This window comes from Streptomyces sp. NPDC093544, from assembly GCF_040683495.1.
Taxonomy (GTDB): domain Bacteria; phylum Actinomycetota; class Actinomycetes; order Streptomycetales; family Streptomycetaceae; genus Streptomyces.
The window spans coordinates 183,232-201,314 of record NZ_JBFBEA010000001.1; the positions used below are offsets into that span (position 1 = coordinate 183,232).

The following is an 18,083-nucleotide window of genomic DNA, read 5'->3' on the forward strand; positions in this document are numbered from 1 at the left end:
GTCAGGCCAGCAGTTCCACCTCTGCCAGCGTCGCCTCGCCGGTCAGGACCAGGCGGTAGTGCGTGTACGAGCCCGGTTTCGCGATGGAGAACGCCCGGGTCTGCTTGTCCCAGGTGAAGGACTCACCGGAGCGCTTGTCCAGGTCGGTCCACTTGGTGCCGTCGGACGAGCCCTGGAGGACCCATCCGGTCGGCGCCGTCGTGTGGTCCGCCGAGGACGTCAGCGTGTACTGGACTCCCTTGGTGGCGACGGACGTCGGCAGCTCCACCGCCGTCACGCTCGCGGCTGTCGCCGAGGTGTTGTCGAACAGCGCGCCCGCACCCTTCAGAGCATCCGTGCGCGGCGCCGGCACCTTGTCGTCCTTGGTGATCGACACGGGCGCGGCGTTCTTCCCGGTACCCCAGGAGGACGGCTTCGGGCCCATGTCGAACTCCAGCATCGCGCCCTTGGAGATGAGCGAGTGGGGGAGTGAAGTCGACGTCCATTTCTTGCCGTTGACCTTCAGGCCCTGCACATACACGTTCTTCGTGCTGTTCTTGGGCGCCTTGACGACAAGGTCCTTGCCGTTCTCCAGATGGACCGTCGCCTTGGTGAACAGCGGGGAGCCGATGGCGTATTCACCACTGCCCATCACCAGCGGATAGAAGCCGAGCGCGGAGAAGAGGTACCAGGCCGACTGTTCGCCGTTGTCCTCGTCGCCGTGGTAGCCCTGCCCGATATCGCTGCCGGTGTAGAGGCGGGACATGACCTCGCGCACATTCTCCTGTGTCTTCCAGGGCTGGCCCGCCGCGTCGTACATGTAATTCACGTGGTGGGCAACCTGGTTGGAGTGCCCGTACTGGCCCATCCGTACGTCACGGGCCTCCGTCATCTCGTGGATGACCCCGCCGTAGGAGCCCACGAACTCCGGCGAAGCCGTCTCCGGTGTGGCGAAGTACGTGTCGAGCTTGTCCGCCAATCCGCTCTGGCCGCCGTACAGGTTGGCGAGACCCTTTGAGTCCTGCGGCGCCGTGAAGGCGTATCCCCACCCATTGGTCTCGGTGTAGTCGTAGCCCCACACGCGCGGGTCGTACTCGGACGACTCGACCCGCCAGTCGCCGCTCGCGTCCTTGCCCTGGAAGAAGCCGGCCTGGGAGTCGAAGAGATTCACATAGTCCTGGGCCCGGTTGAGGAAGTACGCGGCTTCTTCCTTGTAACGCTTCTCGCCGGTCTTCTTGTAGAGGGCCTCGCCCATCTTGGCGATGCCGTAGTCGTTCAGATAGCCCTCCAGAGCCCAGGAGAGGCCCTCGTGCGTGTCCGTGCTCGTGTAGCCGAGGAAGGGCGAGGTGGCCATGCCCTTGCGGCCCACACCGGACGACGGGGGGACGACGGTCGCGTTCTTGACGGCTGCGTCGTACGCCGACTCCGCGTCGAAGTCGACGCCCTTCACATACGCGTCGGCGAACGCCACGTCCGAGGACGTACCGGTCATCAGGTCCGCGTATCCGGGCGAGGACCAGCGCGAGGTCCAGCCGCCGTCCTTGTACTGCTGCACGAACCCGTCGACCATCTCACCGGCCTGATCGGGCGTCAGTAGTGAGTAGGCCGGCCAGGTCGTCCGATAGGTGTCCCAGAAGCCGTTGTTGACGTACACCTTGCCGTCGACGATCTTCGCGCCGGTGTGGGTGGGGGTGTCCGGGTTCGGCATGGGCGAGAAGGGCGAGGCGTACTGGTACTTCGAACCGACCTTCTCGAAGCCGGAGTTGGGGTACAGGTACAGCCGGTACATGCTGGAGTACAGCGTGGTCAGCTGGTCCGGAGTCGCGCCCTCGACCTCGACGGTGTCGAGGATGTCGTCCCACTGCTGCTGGGCACGCGCCTTGACCTTCGCGAAGGACGTGCCGTCGGGGATCTCCTGGCGGAGGTTGTCCTTGGCCTGGTCGACGCTGATGAGCGAGGTGGCGAGGCGCAGCGTGACGGTGCGGTCGTCGCCGGCGTCGAACTTCAGGTAGCCCTTGACTCCGGATGAGGCGCCTTCCGTGACGGGCGCGTCGAACACCCCGTACACGAAGAGGCGGGTGGCCCCGGTCGACAGCCCGGACTTCACGTCCGAGTAGCCGGTGACGATCCCGTTCTCCTTGTCGAGCGTCAGCCCGGCCTGGTCGGTGACGTTGTCGAAGACCACGCTCGCGTCGTCACCGGGATAGGTGAACCGCAGAGCGGCCGCGTGGTCGGTGGGCGCCATCTCAGCCTTGAGACCGTTCTCGAAGGTGACGCCGTAGTAGTACGGGCGCGCGACCTCGTTGTCGTGGCTGAAGGCGAGTTCGCGTGCGTCGCGGCCGGTGTCGGGGGTGCCGGACGCCGCGGACGGCATCACCTGGAAGGTCTGCCGGTCACCCATCCAGGGGCTCGGCTCATGGCTCGCGCTGAACGCCTGGATGGTGGGCAGGTTGTCCGCGTTGTTGGCCCGCGCGTAGTCGTAGAGCCAGCTGAGCGAGCCCGCGTTGGTCACCGGCGTCCAGAAGTTGAAGCCGTGCGGGACGGCCGTCGCCGGGAAGTTGTTGCCGCGCGAGAAGCCGCCGCTGGAGTTGGTGCCGCGGATGGTCGAGGCGTAGTCGGACAGATGCGCCTTCGGCTTCTCGGGTGCGACGGTCTTCAGTGTCACGTCGTCGAGCCAGCCGCGGAACTTCGCCGGGCCCTTCGGGGAGTCGTACCCGACCAGGATCCGGTCCACAGTCTTGCCCGCCGCGACCGAACCGATCCGCGAGGAGACGCTGTTCCACTGGTTGACGTAGAGGACCTGGGACGCGCCCTGCCCCTGCGGTGTCAGCGCGAACCCGTGCTGGTCCAGGGCCTTGAGGCCACTCAGATAGGTGCCGTCCGTGAAGACCAGGTCCACGGCCACGTTCGTGGCGTCGTAGTCCAGGTCGCCGTCCGCCATCGACGGGAAGATCTTGTACGACAGCTCCGTGTTGCGGCCGACGGCCACGTTCACGTCGAAGACCTTGTTGTACGAGTACGCCTGGCCGTCCGCCTTGTGCGTACCGGCGTACCGCAGTGCCCGCTTGCCGGTGAAGCCCGCGCCCGCCTTGGCCGTCGGGGAGCCGCTCGGACCGCGGTCCACCAGCGAGAGCATGTCCTTGGGCGTCGGGTCGTCGGTGGCGCCCGTGGAGAACTGGACGTCGGCGAGTTGAAGGATGCCGCCGCTGACGTTCTTGGTGATGTCGAGCCGGAAGTGCTGGTACTCGACGGGACTCGCGATGTCGTACGACTTTGTCTGGAACCTTTCGGCGAAGGACTCGCCGGAGCGGGTGTCGAGGGTCTTCCAGTCCTTGCCGTCCGTGGAGCCCTGCAGGGTCCAGTCCTGGGGGTCGCGCTCGTCGTGGTCGTTGGCCGAGGTCAGCGCGTACGTGACCACCTTGACCGGGGCGCTCAGGTCGAACTCCGCCCAGCCGCTGGACTCGAAGACCAGCCACTTGGTGCTCGGTTCGAGGTCGGCGAGGTTCTCCTTCACCTCGCCGCCGCCCGTGTTCTCGGCACTGGCCCGGACATCGGTGACCTGGTCGGTCACATTGCCGGGGATGCCGGCGCTGTAGCCGCCGTCGACACCGGACGAACGCTTTGTCCCGTCCGGCGCCGTGTCAACGGTGTTCAGCCAGTCCGGGGCCGGATCGTCCGTCTCGAACGAGGACGCGAACTCACGGTCGGGGGCCGCCGCCTGGGCCGGCTGGGCGACCGTCACGCCCTGTGAGGCGACCAGCAGGGAGAGGGCGGCCACTCCCACGGCCGTGGCGGAACTCCATCTGTGTCGTGCCGAAGAACTCCGTCTGTACCGAGCTCCGTGCTGCATAAGAGAGCACCCTCCCTACACCTGGACAACGTTGTCAGAATCGCTGCGCAAGGACCAGTAGGGAGTCAAGTTGTCAGTGATGTCAAGGGTGTTGAATGTGGCGTCCGTGGTGAATATCGCACGACAAGCCGCGCATTGCTCCCATCGTGGGAGGTTGGCACCCTGTGGATCTTCTGCGGAGGAACGCGTGGCTGTCCCACATTTCCGCGAGGTCTCAACTCGGAAAAGACCAACAGCCAAACGTGCATTCGATCTTGCTCCATTGGCGTGAAGTGGACTATACCTGTCGGCGTCAGCCCCTGTTCATCGGCTGTGTACAGGCGCGACTCGGGGGAAATATGGAGGCGGTGGACTGTGTCACTTACACCGATCACCGCGTCGTTCCACTGAATCCCTCATGTACGACCCCAGCTTGACCCAACCGCGGTGCCGGGGAGGATCCGGTTCACCGCCTGAGTCCTGAAGAAGGCGAGGACTTGAGCATGGGATCCACTTCCGCCGAGAACAGCAACCCCGAGGGTGTCGGACGGCGCGATCTGATCAAGCGGTCGGCAGCGCTTGGCCTGATTTCCGTACCGACGATGAGCTTTTTGTCCGCTTGCGCCAGCGGCGGGGGCGACGACACCTCCGACGACACGAACAAGGGCGAGACCAGCGCGGAGAACCCCTTCGGCGTGGCGAAGAGCGGTGCGCTCGACGTCGTCATCTTCAAGGGCGGTTACGGCGACGACTACGCCAAGGCGTGGGAGGCAGCCTTCGACAAGAAGTGGGGCACCAAGAGCGCTCACACCGGCACCCAGGAGATCACCGGCAAGCTCCAGCCGCGCTTCAACAACAACACCCCGCCGGACGTCGTCGACGACTCGGGCGCCCAGCAGATCAAGCTGGACGTGCTCTTCAAGAACGGCCAGCTTCTCGACCTGGCCGCCGTGCTCGACGCTCCGTCCATCGACGACCCGAGCAAGAAGGTCCGCGACACCCTGATCGCCGGCACGCTCGACCCGGGTCTGCAGGGCGGCAAGAACGTCGCTCTCCCGTACGTCTACACGGTGTGGGGCCTGTGGTACTCAGGCAAGCTCTTCAAGGACAAGGGCTGGACGGCGCCCAAGACCTGGGACGAGTTCCTCGCCATCTGTAAGGAGGCCAAGGCCGACGGCATCGGGGGTCTCGCGCACCAGGGCAAGTTCCCGTACTACATCAACGTCGCCATCATGGACCTGATCGCCAAGAAGGGCGGTCTGGACGCCATGAAGGCGATCGACAACCTCGACCCGAAGGCGTTCGTCGGTAGCGACGCCGCGCAGGCGGGCATCGAGGCCATCTACGAGGTCGTCGAGAAGGGCTATCTGATGGCCGGCACCAACGGCCTGACGCACACCGAATCGCAGACCCGCTGGAACCAGTACAAGGCTGCCTTCATCACCTCCGGCTCGTGGCTGGAGAACGAGCAGCTCAAGCAGACCCCGGACGACTTCGACATGAAGTTCCTGCCGATGCCGGTCCTGGCCGACAGCCAGCTGCCGTTCGAGGCGATCCGGGCCGGCTCCGGTGAGCCCTTCATCATCCCGGCGAAGGCCCAGAACCTCCCCGCGGCCCAGGAGTTCCTGCGGTCCATGCTCTCCAAGGAGTGGTCGACGCTCTTCGCCCAGCAGGCGAACTCGCTGAGCATCCTCAAGGACGGTGTCGACTCCGGCGTCGAACTGCGCCCCGGAACCCAGTCCACGGTCGAGGCCTCGAAGGCCGCGGGCGACAACACCTTCAACTTCCTGTACCCGAACTGGTACAGCGAGATGGACGTCTCGATTCAGAACGCGTCAAATGAACTGATGGCCAAGCGAATTCAGCCCGCGGAATGGCTGAAGCGCTCCCAGGCGGCAGTCGACAAGGCGGCCAAGGACCCGGACGCCAAGAAGAACCACCGCGACTGATCAAGCACACCGGAACACCAGGGGCAGGGTGCCATGCGAAAAGGGCAGTACCGGTTTGTCGCGGGGTTTCTCCTCGCACCATTGGCTCTGTATCTGATCTTCGTGATCTGGCCGTACATACAGACCATCGGCTACTCCTTCACCGACTGGCAGGGGCAGTCGCAGACATTCAGTTTCGTCGGTCTGGACAACTACAAGGCGTTGTTCCAGGACGACATCTTCCTGGATGCGATCTGGCACAACATCCTGTTCCTGGTGTTCATCCCGGTGGTCACCATCCTGCTCGCCCTGTTCTTCGCCTTCATGGTGAACGCGGGCGGGCGGGGCGGCGCCGGCGGAGTGCAGGGCGTCACGGGTTCGGGCTTCTACAAAATCGTCTACTTCTTCCCGCAGGTGCTTTCGCTGGCGATCCTCGCGGTGCTCTTCGGGGCGGTCTACCGAAGCGACGAGGGCGGTCTGCTCAACGGTGTCCTGATCAAACTGGGCCTGGTGGACGTGAACAGCCCGATCGAGTGGATGAACGAGCCCAACCTGGTCCTGTGGTGCCTGATGGCCGTGGTGGTCTGGCACGGCGTCGGCTTCTACCTGGTGCTGTTCTCGGCGGCGATGCAGTCCGTCCCGAAGGACATCTACGAGTCCGCGCTGCTCGACGGCGCGGGTCGCGCGCAGACCTTCTTCCGGGTGACCCTGCCGCTGCTGTGGGACACCGTGCAGACCGCCTGGGTGTATCTGGGCATCATCGCGATGGACATGTTCGTCCTGGTCTCCACCATGACCTCGGGCACCGGCTACGGCGGCGGCCCCGACCACCACAGCGACGTCATGGCGAACGTGATGATGCGCAACTTCCTCTACTTCGGAAAGAGCGGCTACGCCTGCGCCATGGGCGTGATCATGCTGCTCCTCACCCTGATCCTGTCCGTGGTCACGCTGCGCGCCACCCGCCGCGAGCGCATCGAGTTCTGAGGCGGAGACAGACTATGAGCGCACCCATCAAGGAGCCGACGCAGACCGGCGACGGCATCCCCGGCCAGCGGTCGGTCAGCAAGGCGCCGCCGCGGCCGGGCGACGCCGGGCGCACCGAGGGCGTCGCCCTCAACGCCTTCTCGCACGGATTCCTCGTCCTGTGGGCCGTGTTGATCATCCTTCCGCTGATCTGGCTGGTCCTGAGCTCCTTCAAGACCGACGCGCAGATCGGCGGCTCGGCCCTGAGCTGGCCGTCGAACTGGCAGTTCGACGTCTTCAGCAGGGCCTGGGACAAGGGCATCGGCGACTACTTCACGAACACCCTCATCGTGCTCGTCTTCTCGGTCCCGCTGACCATGCTCTTCGGCTCGATGGGGGCCTACGTCCTGGCCCGCTACGAGTTCCCGGGCAACCGCTTCATCTACTACTTCTTCGTCGGCGGGGCGATGTTCCCCGTGTTCCTCGCCCTGGTGCCGCTGTTCTTCATGGTCAAGCGTCTCGACATGTTGAACACGTACCAGGGGCTGATCCTGGTGTACGTCGCCTACTCGATGCCGTTCACCGTCTTCTTCATGCACGCCTTTTTCCGGACACTCCCGACGGCGGTCTTCGAGGCGGCGATCCTCGACGGCGCGTCACACACCCGGGCCTTCTTCCAGGTCATGCTGCCCATGGCCAAGCCCGGCCTGCTGAGCGTCGGCATCTTCAACGTCCTGGGCCAGTGGAACCAGTACATCCTCCCGTCCGTCCTGATGCAGCCACAGAAGGGCGGCGATCCCGAGCGCTATGTCCTGACCCAGGGCCTCATCCAGCTTCAGCAGCAGCAGGGTTACGCCACCGACCTCCCCGTCCTCTTCGCGGGCGTGACCATCGCGATGATCCCCATGCTCGTCGTGTACCTCTCCTTCCAGCGCCAGGTGCAGGGAGGTCTCACTTCGGCGACGCTCAAGTAGTGCTTCGACGCGCTGTTCGCGCTCGTCGCCTCCGGCCCGGGAGTGGCGAGTATGTGTCCGCAGGGTGACGGAAACGGAACGGGACTCGACGGTCCCGATTTTCGTCAAGGACTTGACTGCGGTAACCCGTTCAGCGGAGCTTGGAGTTCACAACTTGTAAGTGACCCGGGTTCCGCTGCTGTGACCCGGATCACATGGGCGGCATCGGGGCCGCCCGCTTAGGGCAGGAGTGGATGAGTCGATGGAGACTCCGGGGTCGCAGTCGTCGCTGCACCGAGCCAATCTGGAGCGCGTCGTGCGTGCGGTGCGCCTTGCGGGTTCGCTCACGCAGGCGGAGATCGCGAGGACGACGGGCCTGTCCGCGGCGACCGTCTCCAATATCGTCCGGGAGCTCAAGGACGGGGGAACGGTCGAGGTCACACCCACTTCGGCGGGTGGCCGCAGGGCCCGCAGCGTCAGTCTCAGCGGCGACGCGGGCATCGTCATCGGCGTCGACTTCGGGCATACGCATCTGCGCGTCGCGATCGGGAACCTCGCTCATCAGGTGCTCGCCGAAGAGTCCGAGCCGCTCGATGTGGACGCCTCCGCCGCACAGGGCTTCGACCGGGCGGAAGAGCTGGTCAGCCGCCTGATCGCGGTGACCGGGGTGGACCGTTCGAAGATCGCCGGCGTGGGTCTCGGTGTGCCGGGGCCCATCGACGTCGAGTCGGGGACCCTCGGTTCCACCGCGATCCTGCCGGGCTGGACAGGCACGAAGCCCGCCGAGGAGCTGGGGGGCCGCCTCGGAGTGCCGGTGCACGTGGACAACGACGCCAACCTGGGCGCGCTGGGGGAGCTGGTCTGGGGCGGTGGGCGCGGGGTCAAGGATCTGGCGTACATCAAGGTCGCGAGCGGTGTCGGCGCGGGCCTGGTGATCAACGGCAAGATCTACCGCGGCCCTGGCGGTACGGCCGGAGAGATAGGGCATATCACCCTTGATGAATCCGGCCCTGTCTGCCGCTGCGGCAATCGGGGCTGCCTGGAGACCTTCACGGCCGCCCGTTACGTACTGCCGCTCCTCCAGTCCAGTCACGGCACGGATCTGAGCATGGAAGGCGTCGTCAGGCTGGCGCGGGACGGCGATCCCGGCTGCCGTCGGGTGATCGCCGACGTCGGCCGCCATATCGGGAGCGGCGTCGCGAACCTCTGCAATTTGCTCAACCCGAGCCGGGTGGTCCTGGGGGGCGATCTCGCCGAGGCCGGAGAGCTGGTTCTCGGGCCCATAAGGGAGTCGGTGAGCCGGTACGCGATCCCCAGTGCCGCACGTCAACTGACGGTGCTGCCAGGGGCCCTTGGCGGCCGTGCGGAAGTCCTCGGGGCGCTCGCTCTCGCGCTCAGCGAGATGGGCGATTCAACCCTTTTGGACGGGTCGCTGACCACCGCAAGCCCCGCCTTCACTTAGAGAACGCACGAGGCCGTTGCCATCTCGTTAAGTATTTACTTCTTGACGTCGCACGCATGGCCGAGTTGACTTCGAGCCACCTCGGCCGCAACGACGCGGCCTCGTCAGGGAGGTTTCACCAAATGAACACGTTCGCGCGTCGTGCCGCAGTGGCTCTCACCGCCACCGCAATGGCAGCGTCGCTCGCCGCTTGCGGCGAGGCCGGGGATGGCGACAACTCGTCGAAGGACAACAAGACCATCGGTCTTCTTCTCCCCGAGAGCAAGACCACGCGTTACGAGTCGTTCGACTACCCGCTGATCAAGGCGAAGGTCGCGGAGCTCTGCTCCGACTGCAAGGTCGACTACAAGAACGCCAGCGAGAACGTCTCCACCCAGAAGCAGCAGTTCGACGACCTGATCACCTCCGGTGTGAAGGTCATCATCCTTGACACGGTGGACTCCCCGTCCGCCAAGGCGTGGGTGCAGGAAGCCGCCGACAAGGACGTGAAGGTCGTCGCCTACGACCGCCTCGCCGAGGGCCCGGTCTCCGCGTACGTCTCCTTCGACAACGAGAAGGTCGGCGAGCTCCAGGGTCAGGCCCTGGTCGACGCGCTGGGCTCCAAGGCCGCCACCGCCAACGTGGTGATGATCAACGGCAAGGAGAGCGACCCGAACGCCGCGCTGTTCAAGGCGGGCGCGCACTCGGTCCTCGACACCAAGGTCGGCAAGATCGTCTACGAGCAGTCCGGTGAGTGGGACCCGGCCGTCGCGGGCCAGAAGGTCGGCGCCGCCATCACCTCGCTCGGCAAGGACGGCTTCGACGCGGTCTACTCCGCGAACGACGGCATGGCCGGTGGCATCATCGCCGCCCTCGAGTCGGCCGGCATCAAGAACATCCCGGTCGGCGGTCAGGACTCCGAGCTCGCCGCCCTCCAGCGGATCCTCGCCGGCACGCAGTCCTTCACGATCTACAAGCCGTACAAGCCGGAGGCCGAGAAGACCGCCGAGATCGCGGTCAACCTCCTGAACGGCAAGTCGATCGACTCGCTGGCCGACACCAAGAGCGACAGCCCCAGCAACAAGGGCATCCCGTCGTCGCTCCTGCAGCCGACCGTCGTGACCAAGGACAACATCAAGGACACGGTCGTCAAGGACGGTCTCTGGAAGGCGTCCGACATCTGCACCGCCGACTACGCCGCGGCCTGCAAGGCAGCCGGCATCGAGTAAATCCGCAGAACCGGTACGGCGCCCCGCTTCCTCAGCTGCCCCGCGAACGGGGCGGGGCGCCCTACCCACTGCCGGATCCTTGACCACCGGCCGCCACCCCGACCAGGGAGCCGCGCGGCCGGTGATTTTCCCCCTCTCAGGGCCGCATCCCCCCGCGGCTCTTGCACAACTCAGTTTTTCGCGCGTTGATGCGGACGTAGTCCCGTTCCTGGTGCTGCACATCAGCCCCGTTCCCGGGTGCTGCTCGTCCAGCGCGCGGTATCCCCGCCGGTCAGGCGGCGAAGGAGATGGTTCACGTGTCCGCTACGCCCGTGCTGGCGTTGCGCGGAGTGTCCAAGCGGTTCGGTGCGGTTCAGGCGCTCACCGATGTCGATCTGGATGTTTCCGCAGGCCAAGTGGTCGCCCTGGTGGGTGACAACGGCGCCGGTAAGTCGACGCTCGTCAAGACGATCGCGGGTGTCCACCCGATCGACGAGGGCGTCATCGAGTGGGAGGGCAAGCCCGTCTCGATCGGCCGGCCGCACGATGCCCAGAACCTGGGCGTCGCCACCGTCTACCAGGACCTCGCCCTGTGCGACAACCTGGACGTCGTGGCCAACCTCTTCCTCGGACGTGAACTCGGCAAGGCAGCCGTGCTCGACGAGGTCGCCATGGAGAAGCGGGCCAAGGAGCTCCTTGACACCCTCTCCATCCGCATCCCCAGCGTGCGCATCCCGATCGCGTCGCTCTCCGGCGGCCAGCGCCAGGTCGTGGCGATCGCCCGCGCCCTGGTCGGCAACCCCAAGGTCGTGATCCTCGACGAGCCCACCGCGGCTCTCGGCGTCGAGCAGACCGCGCAGGTCCTCGACCTCGTCGAGCGACTGCGCGAGCGCGGCCTCGCCGTCATCCTCATCACCCACAACATGGCTGATGCGAAGGCCGTCGCCGACGAGGTTGCGGTTCTGCGGCTCGGCCGCAACAACGGTGTCTTCGAAGTGAAGAGCACCTCCCAGGAAGAAATCATCTCCGCCATCACGGGCGCCACGGACAACGCCGTGACCCGTCGTGCAGCCCGTAGCAACGGGGAGGTTCAGAAGTGAGCACCGACAAGACCTCCACGCCCGAGGCGAGCGAGGCGGCCACGCCTCAGGACGAGCACATCGTCGAGAATCCGGAGGCCGCCGCCGGGGCCAACCCCGCGGTCGACCCCCGGCTGCTCATCCGTGAAGAGGGCATCAGCGGCTACCTCACCGAGTTCAAGCGGAAGCTCCGCGGTGGCGAACTCGGCGCCGTCCCGGTCGTCTCCGGCCTGATCATCATCTGGGCCATCTTCCAGTCCACCACCGGGCGCTTCCTGGAGCCGGACAACCTCAGCAACATCGCGCAGTACATCGTCGGCCCCGGCCTCATCGCCACCGGCATCGTCTTCGTGCTGCTGCTCGGTGAGATCGACCTGTCGGCCGGTTCCGTCGCCGGTCTGACCGCGGCGCTCGCCGCCGTGATGGCCGTCAAGAACGGGATGAACGAGACGCAGGCCGTGGTGCTCGCGCTGCTCGCCGCGGCCGCCATCGGTGCGCTGCACGGCTTCTTCTTCGCCAAGATCGGCGTCCCGGCGTTCGTCGTCACCCTGGCCGGATTCCTAGGCTGGAGCGGCCTCCAGCTCCAGGTCCTGGGCAACACGCTCTCGCTCAACAACATCGCCGACGGTGTCATCTACTCGCTGAACAACACCTACTTCTCCAACGTCGCCTGGGCCAACACCGCGGCCGTCATCGCGGTCGCCGTCCACGCGCTGTCCCAGCTCAGCGACCGGCGCCGGCGCAAGGCCGTCGATCTGCCGCACCGCCCTCTCAGCGAGGTCGCGCTGCGCTCCGGCGTCGTCGCGGCGCTCGCCTTCGGTGTCGCGGCCGTCTTCAACCAGGCCCGCGGTTTGCCGCTCGGCATCACGATCTTCCTGGTCATCGTCGTGGTTTCCAGCTTCGTGCTGCGCCGCACCCGCTACGGCCGGCAGATCTTCGCCGTCGGTGGCGGCATCGAGGCCGCCCGCCGTGCCGGTATCAACGTCGCCTGGATCCGCATCTCGGTGTTCACGATCTCCGGGTTCCTCGCGGGCCTCGGCGGTCTGTTCATCGCTTCGCAGTCCGGCGTCGCGGACAGCAACCTCGGTGGCGGCAACACCCTGATGATGTCCATCGCGGCTGCCGTCATCGGTGGCACCAGCCTCTTCGGCGGCCGGGGCACCCCCTGGTCGGCGGTGCTCGGCATCCTGGTCATCCAGTCGATCATCACGGGCCTGTACATGGGAGGCAGCTCCACCCAGGCCGTGCAGTTCATGATCACCGGAGTGGTGCTGCTGGCCGCCGTCGTCCTGGACTCGGTCTCGCGCCGTACCCAGAAATCGGCAGGCCGCGCATAGCGTTCGCACCTCTGATCGAAGTGCCCGGTACCAATGGCGGTACCGGGCACTTCTATGTCCGGACATAGTGAGCAAGTGAGGGAACACCCGTACGACGATTTACAGCCGTTCGCGTGACGTACAACGCAGAGCCCGGACGCCGACATGAAAGGCGGAACATTAGACTCGACAGACCCGGCAAAGCTCGAACAGCTCTATCGCAAGGAGGCACGGGTGCCGCTGCTGACCCGCATCAGGGGACCGCGCGATCTGGACCGGCTCAGCCTGGAGCAGTTGGACCAGCTGGCAGACGAGATCAGGACCTTTCTCGTCGACGCGGTCTCCAAGACCGGCGGCCACCTCGGCCCGAACCTCGGTGTCGTCGAGCTCACCATCGCTCTGCACCGTGTCTTCGAGTCGCCCAAGGACAGGGTGCTGTGGGACACGGGCCACCAGTCCTACGTCCACAAGCTGCTCACCGGCCGTCAGGACTTCTCGAAGCTGAAGATGAAGGGCGGCCTCTCCGGCTACCCCTCGCAGGCCGAGTCGGAGCACGACGTCATCGAGAACTCGCACGCCTCCACGGTGCTTGGTTGGGCCGACGGTCTCGCGAAGGCGAACGAGGTCCTGAAGCGTGAGGACCACGTGGTCGCGGTCATCGGCGACGGCGCCCTCACCGGCGGCATGGCCTGGGAGGCGCTCAACAACATCGCCGACGCCAGGGACCGCCCCCTGGTGATCGTCGTCAACGACAACGAGCGCTCGTACGCACCGACCATCGGCGGTCTGGCGAACCACCTGGCGACCCTGCGGACCACCGACGGCTACGAGCGTTTCCTGGCCCGCGGCAAGGACCTCCTGGGGCGCACCCCGGTCGTCGGCAAGCCCCTCTACGAGACCCTGCACGGTGCCAAGAAGGGCCTCAAGGACTTCATCGCCCCGCAGGGCATGTTCGAGGACCTCGGCCTCAAGTACGTCGGCCCGATCGACGGCCACGACATCGAGGCCCTGGAGTCGGCCCTCGCCCGCGCCAAGCGCTTCGGCGGCCCGGTCATCGTGCACTGCCTCACCGAGAAGGGCCGCGGCTATCAGCCCGCCCTCCAGGACGAGGCGGACCGCTTCCACGGCATCGGCCCCATCCACCCCGACACCGGCCTGCCGATCAAGGCCTCGGGCGCCGACTGGACCTCCGTCTTCGGCGACGAGATGCTCGCGCTCGGCAAGGAGCGCGAGGACATTGTCGCGATCACCGCCGCGATGCTCCAGCCGGTCGGCCTGAAGAGGTTCGCCGACGCCTTCCCGAACCGCATCTACGACGTCGGCATCGCCGAGCAGCACGGCGCCGTCTCCGCGGCCGGCCTCGCCACCGGCGGGCTGCACCCCGTCTTCGCCGTCTACGCCACCTTCCTCAACCGCGCCTTCGACCAGGTGCTGATGGACGTGGCCCTGCACAAGTGCGGGGTGACCTTCGTCCTGGACCGGGCCGGCGTCACCGGCACCGACGGCGCCTCCCACAACGGCATGTGGGACATGTCGATCCTCCAGGTCGTGCCGAGCCTGCGGCTTGCCGCGCCGCGCGACGCCGACCAGGTGCGCGCCCAGCTGCGCGAGGCCGTCGAGGTCACCGACGCGCCGACCGTGGTCCGCTTCTCCAAGGGCGCGGTCGGCCCGGCCGTACCCGCCGTGGGCCGGATCGGTGGCATGGACGTGCTGCGCGAGCCGGGCACCGACACCCCGGACGTCCTGCTCGTCTCGGTCGGCGCCCTCGCGCCGATGTGCCTGGAGATCGCCGTCCTCCTCGACAAGCAGGGCATCTCCACGACCGTCGTCGACCCGCGCTGGGTCAAGCCCGTCGACGAGGCCATGGCCCCGCTCGCCGAGCAGCACCGCGTGGTCGTCACCGTCGAGGACAACTCCCGTGTCGGCGGCGTCGGTTCGACGATCGCGCAGGCCCTGCGCGACGCGGGAGTCGACGTACCGCTGCGCGACTTCGGCATCCCGCCGCGCTTCCTCGACCACGCCTCCCGCAAGGAGGTCATGACGGAGATCGGCCTGACCGCGCCGGACATCGCCCGCCAGGTCACCGGCCTCGTGTCCAAGCTCGACGGGCGGTTCGAGCGCACCACCGCGGAGGCCGTGGACGCCGTCGACGCGGTGCAGCCCGCGCGCGACTGACGTACCCCGTAGGTCCCTTGGGCCGGTTCCATCACTCTGAAGGGGTGGTGAAACCGGCCCATTCGCGTGAACATGTCCGCGCCGGGGCATGCGCAGCACACGCCCCCTCGATCATGTCGAGGACGTCAAGCGTGGAGGTACACCCGTGAGCAGCACCGTCTTCAGAACGAAGAAGGTCGAACAATCGATCTTGGACACTGAGGAGCCGGAGCACGCACTCAAGAAGTCGCTGTCCGCTCTGGATCTCACCGTCTTCGGCGTCGGAGTCATCATCGGCACCGGCATCTTCGTGCTCACCGGCACGGTCGCCAAGAACAACGCCGGCCCCGCCGTCGCCCTGGCCTTCGTGGTGTCCGGGGTCGTCTGCGCGCTTGCCGCCCTCTGCTACGCCGAGTTCGCGTCCACGGTCCCGGTGGCCGGCTCCGCCTACACCTTCTCCTACGCCTCGCTCGGCGAGCTGCCCGCCTGGATCATCGGCTGGGACCTCGTCCTTGAGTTCGCGCTCGGCACGGCGGTGGTCGCCGTCGGCTGGTCCGGGTACGTCGCTTCGCTTCTGGACAACGCGGGCTGGCACCTGCCGGAGGCGCTCAGCGGAAGAGAAGGGGCCGACGGCTTCGGCTTCGACATCCTGGCCGCCGCCCTCGTGCTGGTGCTCACCGGCATTCTCGTGCTCGGCATGAAGCTCTCCGCGCGGATCACCTCGCTCGTCGTCGCCATCAAGGTGGTCGTCGTCCTCGTCGTGATCGTCGCGGGCGCCTTCTTCATCAAGGCCGACAACTACGACCCGTTCATCCCGAAGGCGCAGACGGTGGAGGCCGGCGCCGATCTCCAGTCGCCGCTCATCCAGCTGATGTTCGGCTGGGCGCCCTCCAACTTCGGCGTGATGGGCATCTTCACCGCCGCCTCGGTCGTCTTCTTCGCCTTCATCGGCTTCGACGTCGTGGCCACGGCCGCGGAGGAGACGAAGAACCCGCAGCGAGACATGCCACGCGGCATCCTCGGCTCGCTGGTCATCTGCACCACCCTGTACGTCGCGGTGGCGATCGTCGTGACCGGCATGCAGAAATACACCGACCTGTCCGTGGACGCCCCGCTCGCCGACGCGTTCAAGGCCACCGGGCACCCCTGGTTCGCGGGCTTCATCAGCTTCGGTGCCGCCGTCGGCCTGACCACGGTCTGCATGATCCTGCTCCTCGGCCAGACCCGGGTCTTCTTCGCGATGAGCCGCGACGGACTGCTGCCGCGGTTCTTCTCGCACGTCCACCCGCGCTTCAGGACCCCGCACCGGCCGACCATCCTGCTCGGTGTCATCATCGCGATCCTCGCGGGCTTCACCAGCCTGAGTGAACTCGCCGAACTGGTGAACATCGGCACGCTGTTCGCCTTCGTCGTCGTCGCGATCGGCGTGGTCATCCTGCGTCGCTCCCGCCCCGAACTGCCCCGCGCCTTCCGCACCCCCCTGGTGCCCTTCCTCCCCATCGTCTCGGTCCTTGCCTCGCTGTGGCTGATGCTGAACCTGCCCGCCGAGACCTGGCTGCGGTTCGGCATCTGGATGGTGATCGGCTTCGTCATCTACTTCCTGTACGGGCGTTCGCACAGCCGTCTCGGCCTCCAGGAGAAGGCGACGGCGGGCGCGGTGCCGAAGCCGCAGAGCGGCGACTCCAAGTAATTCCCTTTCAAGCCCGGTTGGTGCTCCGGCCCCGTATGTCCCGCTTCGGTGGAGACTGCGGGGCCGGATAGCGTGCACCGTATGCTCGCCGAGCTCCTGGAATCACCACGCTCCGTAGCCGAGTCGCGAGGATCGGACCGCGCCTACTGGAGACGGCTCCTGCCCCTCCTGGCGCTACTCGCCTGCGTCACACGGGCCCCCTCCTTCATACGCCCGCTGTGGAACCCCGACGAGGGCTATCTCGCCGTACAGGCGCGGATACTGGCGAACGGGGGAGAGCTCTACTCGACCGTCGTGGACCGCAAGCCCCCGCTCGTGCCGTGGCTGTACGAGGCGGCCTTCGCGGTGTCCGGCTCCGGTTCACTCACTTCGGTACGGGTCCTCGCGGTCGTGGCCCAGCTGTCCACCGCCGTGCTGCTCGCGTCGCTGGCCCGGCGCCGCTGGGGCGACCGGGCGGGGCGCACGGCGGGCCTGCTCTATCTGCTGGTCTCCATCGGGCTCAACCCCGAGGACGCGCAGGCCGCGACCTTCGAGGTGTTCATGCTGCCGTGCACGGCCGCGGCGATGTGGTGCGCGGACCGGCGCCGGTGGGGCGCGGCCGGGGCCGCCGTCGCGTGCGCGTTCCTGGCGAAGCAGACCGGCGGGGCGGTCCTTGTGCCGGTGGTGTGGCTGCTGTACCGGCACGGCGCATCCCGAACAGGCCTGGCGCGGCTCGCAGTTGGAGCGTTCCTGCCCGTCCTCTGCACGGCGCTGCTCACCGACCCGGCGGGATTCCTGTTCTGGACGGTCACCGGATCAGGTGCGTACGCCTCCTTCACCGGCTCCGAACTCCACGTCCTGGGCCGGGGGTTGACCAACACCGCGATCCTGGCGGTGGCCTGCGCGGGCCTGATCCCTCCGGTGGTACGAGTCCTGCGTATCGCCCGCACGGGTTCGGCGGAGCTCTGGCTGTGGCTGGCCTCCTCGGCGGCCGCGGTACTCCTCGGCTTCCACTTCTTCGGCCACTACTACCTGCAACTCATCCCGCCCATCGCCCTGTTGGCGACGGCCGCACTCCAGATCCTGCCCCGCGACCGGTTGGTGAGGGCGGTCCTCGCCTCCGCCTGCTGCTGCACCCTGTTCCTCGCCTGGGGCCTGTTCGCGCCGCGCCCCGACCTCAACCACGCACAACGCCTCGCGGCCGCGGTGGCCCACCGCACGGACCCCGGTGACCGGGTCCTCGTCTGGGGCATACATCCCGAGATCTACTGGCTGGCCGACCGCACCCCCGCCAGCCGCTTCCTCACCGCGGGCCTCCTCACCAACTACAGCGGCGGCCGCAACGGCCCTCAGGTCGGCGAGAAGTACGCCGTCGAGGGAGCCTGGCCGGTGTTCCGCGCGGAAATGGCGGCCCACCCCCCGGCCCTCGTCATCGACGACTCCCGCGACAAGCCGTACGCACCGAACCGGGTGCCGTCACTGCGGCGGCTGCTGGCAGGGGGCTACGAGGAAGTGGGCGTGGTGGACGGGGCGATGCTGTACGCGCGGGAACGAGGCTGAT

General features: G+C 66.9%; 11 protein-coding genes. 10 read left to right on the forward strand and 1 reads right to left on the reverse strand.

Features of this window, described 5'->3' with window-relative positions:
* Position 1: 1 nt before the first annotated feature.
* A complete protein-coding gene (locus tag AB0N66_RS00690) occupies positions 2-3,829 on the reverse strand; it encodes a GH92 family glycosyl hydrolase (protein ID WP_365426404.1) in 3,828 nt (1,275 codons plus the stop codon).
* A gap of 482 nt (positions 3,830-4,311) precedes the next feature.
* Here AB0N66_RS00690 and ngcE point away from each other — a divergent pair, with 482 nt between their 5' ends.
* The 10 genes from ngcE to AB0N66_RS00740 all read left to right on the forward strand — a co-directional run bounded on the left by ngcE (position 4,312) and on the right by AB0N66_RS00740 (position 18,082).
* The gene (gene ngcE, locus AB0N66_RS00695) at positions 4,312-5,757 is read left to right on the forward strand and encodes an N-acetylglucosamine/diacetylchitobiose ABC transporter substrate-binding protein (RefSeq protein ID WP_365426407.1); all 1,446 of its coding nucleotides are present in this window, start codon (positions 4,312-4,314) and stop codon (positions 5,755-5,757) included.
* A gap of 33 nt (positions 5,758-5,790) precedes the next feature.
* Positions 5,791-6,723 (forward strand): sugar ABC transporter permease, encoded by a 933-nt coding sequence (locus AB0N66_RS00700; protein ID WP_365426409.1) that lies wholly within the window; start codon positions 5,791-5,793, stop codon positions 6,721-6,723.
* A 14-nt stretch (positions 6,724-6,737) separates the two neighbouring features.
* Entirely contained in the window at positions 6,738-7,676 is a 939-nt protein-coding gene (locus AB0N66_RS00705; protein ID WP_365426412.1) for a carbohydrate ABC transporter permease, read from the forward strand.
* Between the two features lie 241 nt (positions 7,677-7,917).
* Positions 7,918-9,117 carry an ROK family transcriptional regulator gene (locus tag AB0N66_RS00710; protein WP_365426415.1) on the forward strand — a complete coding sequence of 400 codons (1,200 nt, stop codon included), beginning with the start codon at positions 7,918-7,920 and terminating at the stop codon, positions 9,115-9,117.
* Positions 9,118-9,239: 122 nt separating this feature from the next.
* Complete coding sequence (locus AB0N66_RS00715; RefSeq protein WP_365426418.1) at positions 9,240-10,325, forward strand: substrate-binding domain-containing protein; 1,086 nt, start codon at positions 9,240-9,242, stop codon at positions 10,323-10,325.
* Between the two features lie 287 nt (positions 10,326-10,612).
* Complete coding sequence (locus AB0N66_RS00720; RefSeq protein ID WP_365426421.1) at positions 10,613-11,404, forward strand: ATP-binding cassette domain-containing protein; 792 nt, start codon at positions 10,613-10,615, stop codon at positions 11,402-11,404.
* 59 nt (positions 11,405-11,463) lie between these two features.
* Complete coding sequence (locus AB0N66_RS00725; RefSeq protein ID WP_365427268.1) at positions 11,464-12,720, forward strand: sugar ABC transporter permease; 1,257 nt, start codon at positions 11,464-11,466, stop codon at positions 12,718-12,720.
* A gap of 213 nt (positions 12,721-12,933) precedes the next feature.
* Positions 12,934-14,874 (forward strand): 1-deoxy-D-xylulose-5-phosphate synthase, encoded by a 1,941-nt coding sequence (gene dxs, locus AB0N66_RS00730; RefSeq protein WP_365426424.1) that lies wholly within the window; start codon positions 12,934-12,936, stop codon positions 14,872-14,874.
* Between the two features lie 145 nt (positions 14,875-15,019).
* Positions 15,020-16,543, forward strand: coding sequence for an amino acid permease (locus AB0N66_RS00735; protein WP_365426426.1), 1,524 nt, complete (start codon positions 15,020-15,022; stop codon positions 16,541-16,543).
* 81 nt (positions 16,544-16,624) lie between these two features.
* Positions 16,625-18,082 carry a glycosyltransferase family 39 protein gene (locus AB0N66_RS00740; RefSeq protein WP_365426429.1) on the forward strand — a complete coding sequence of 486 codons (1,458 nt, stop codon included), beginning with the start codon at positions 16,625-16,627 and terminating at the stop codon, positions 18,080-18,082.
* The last annotated feature ends 1 nt before the right edge of the window (position 18,083 follow it).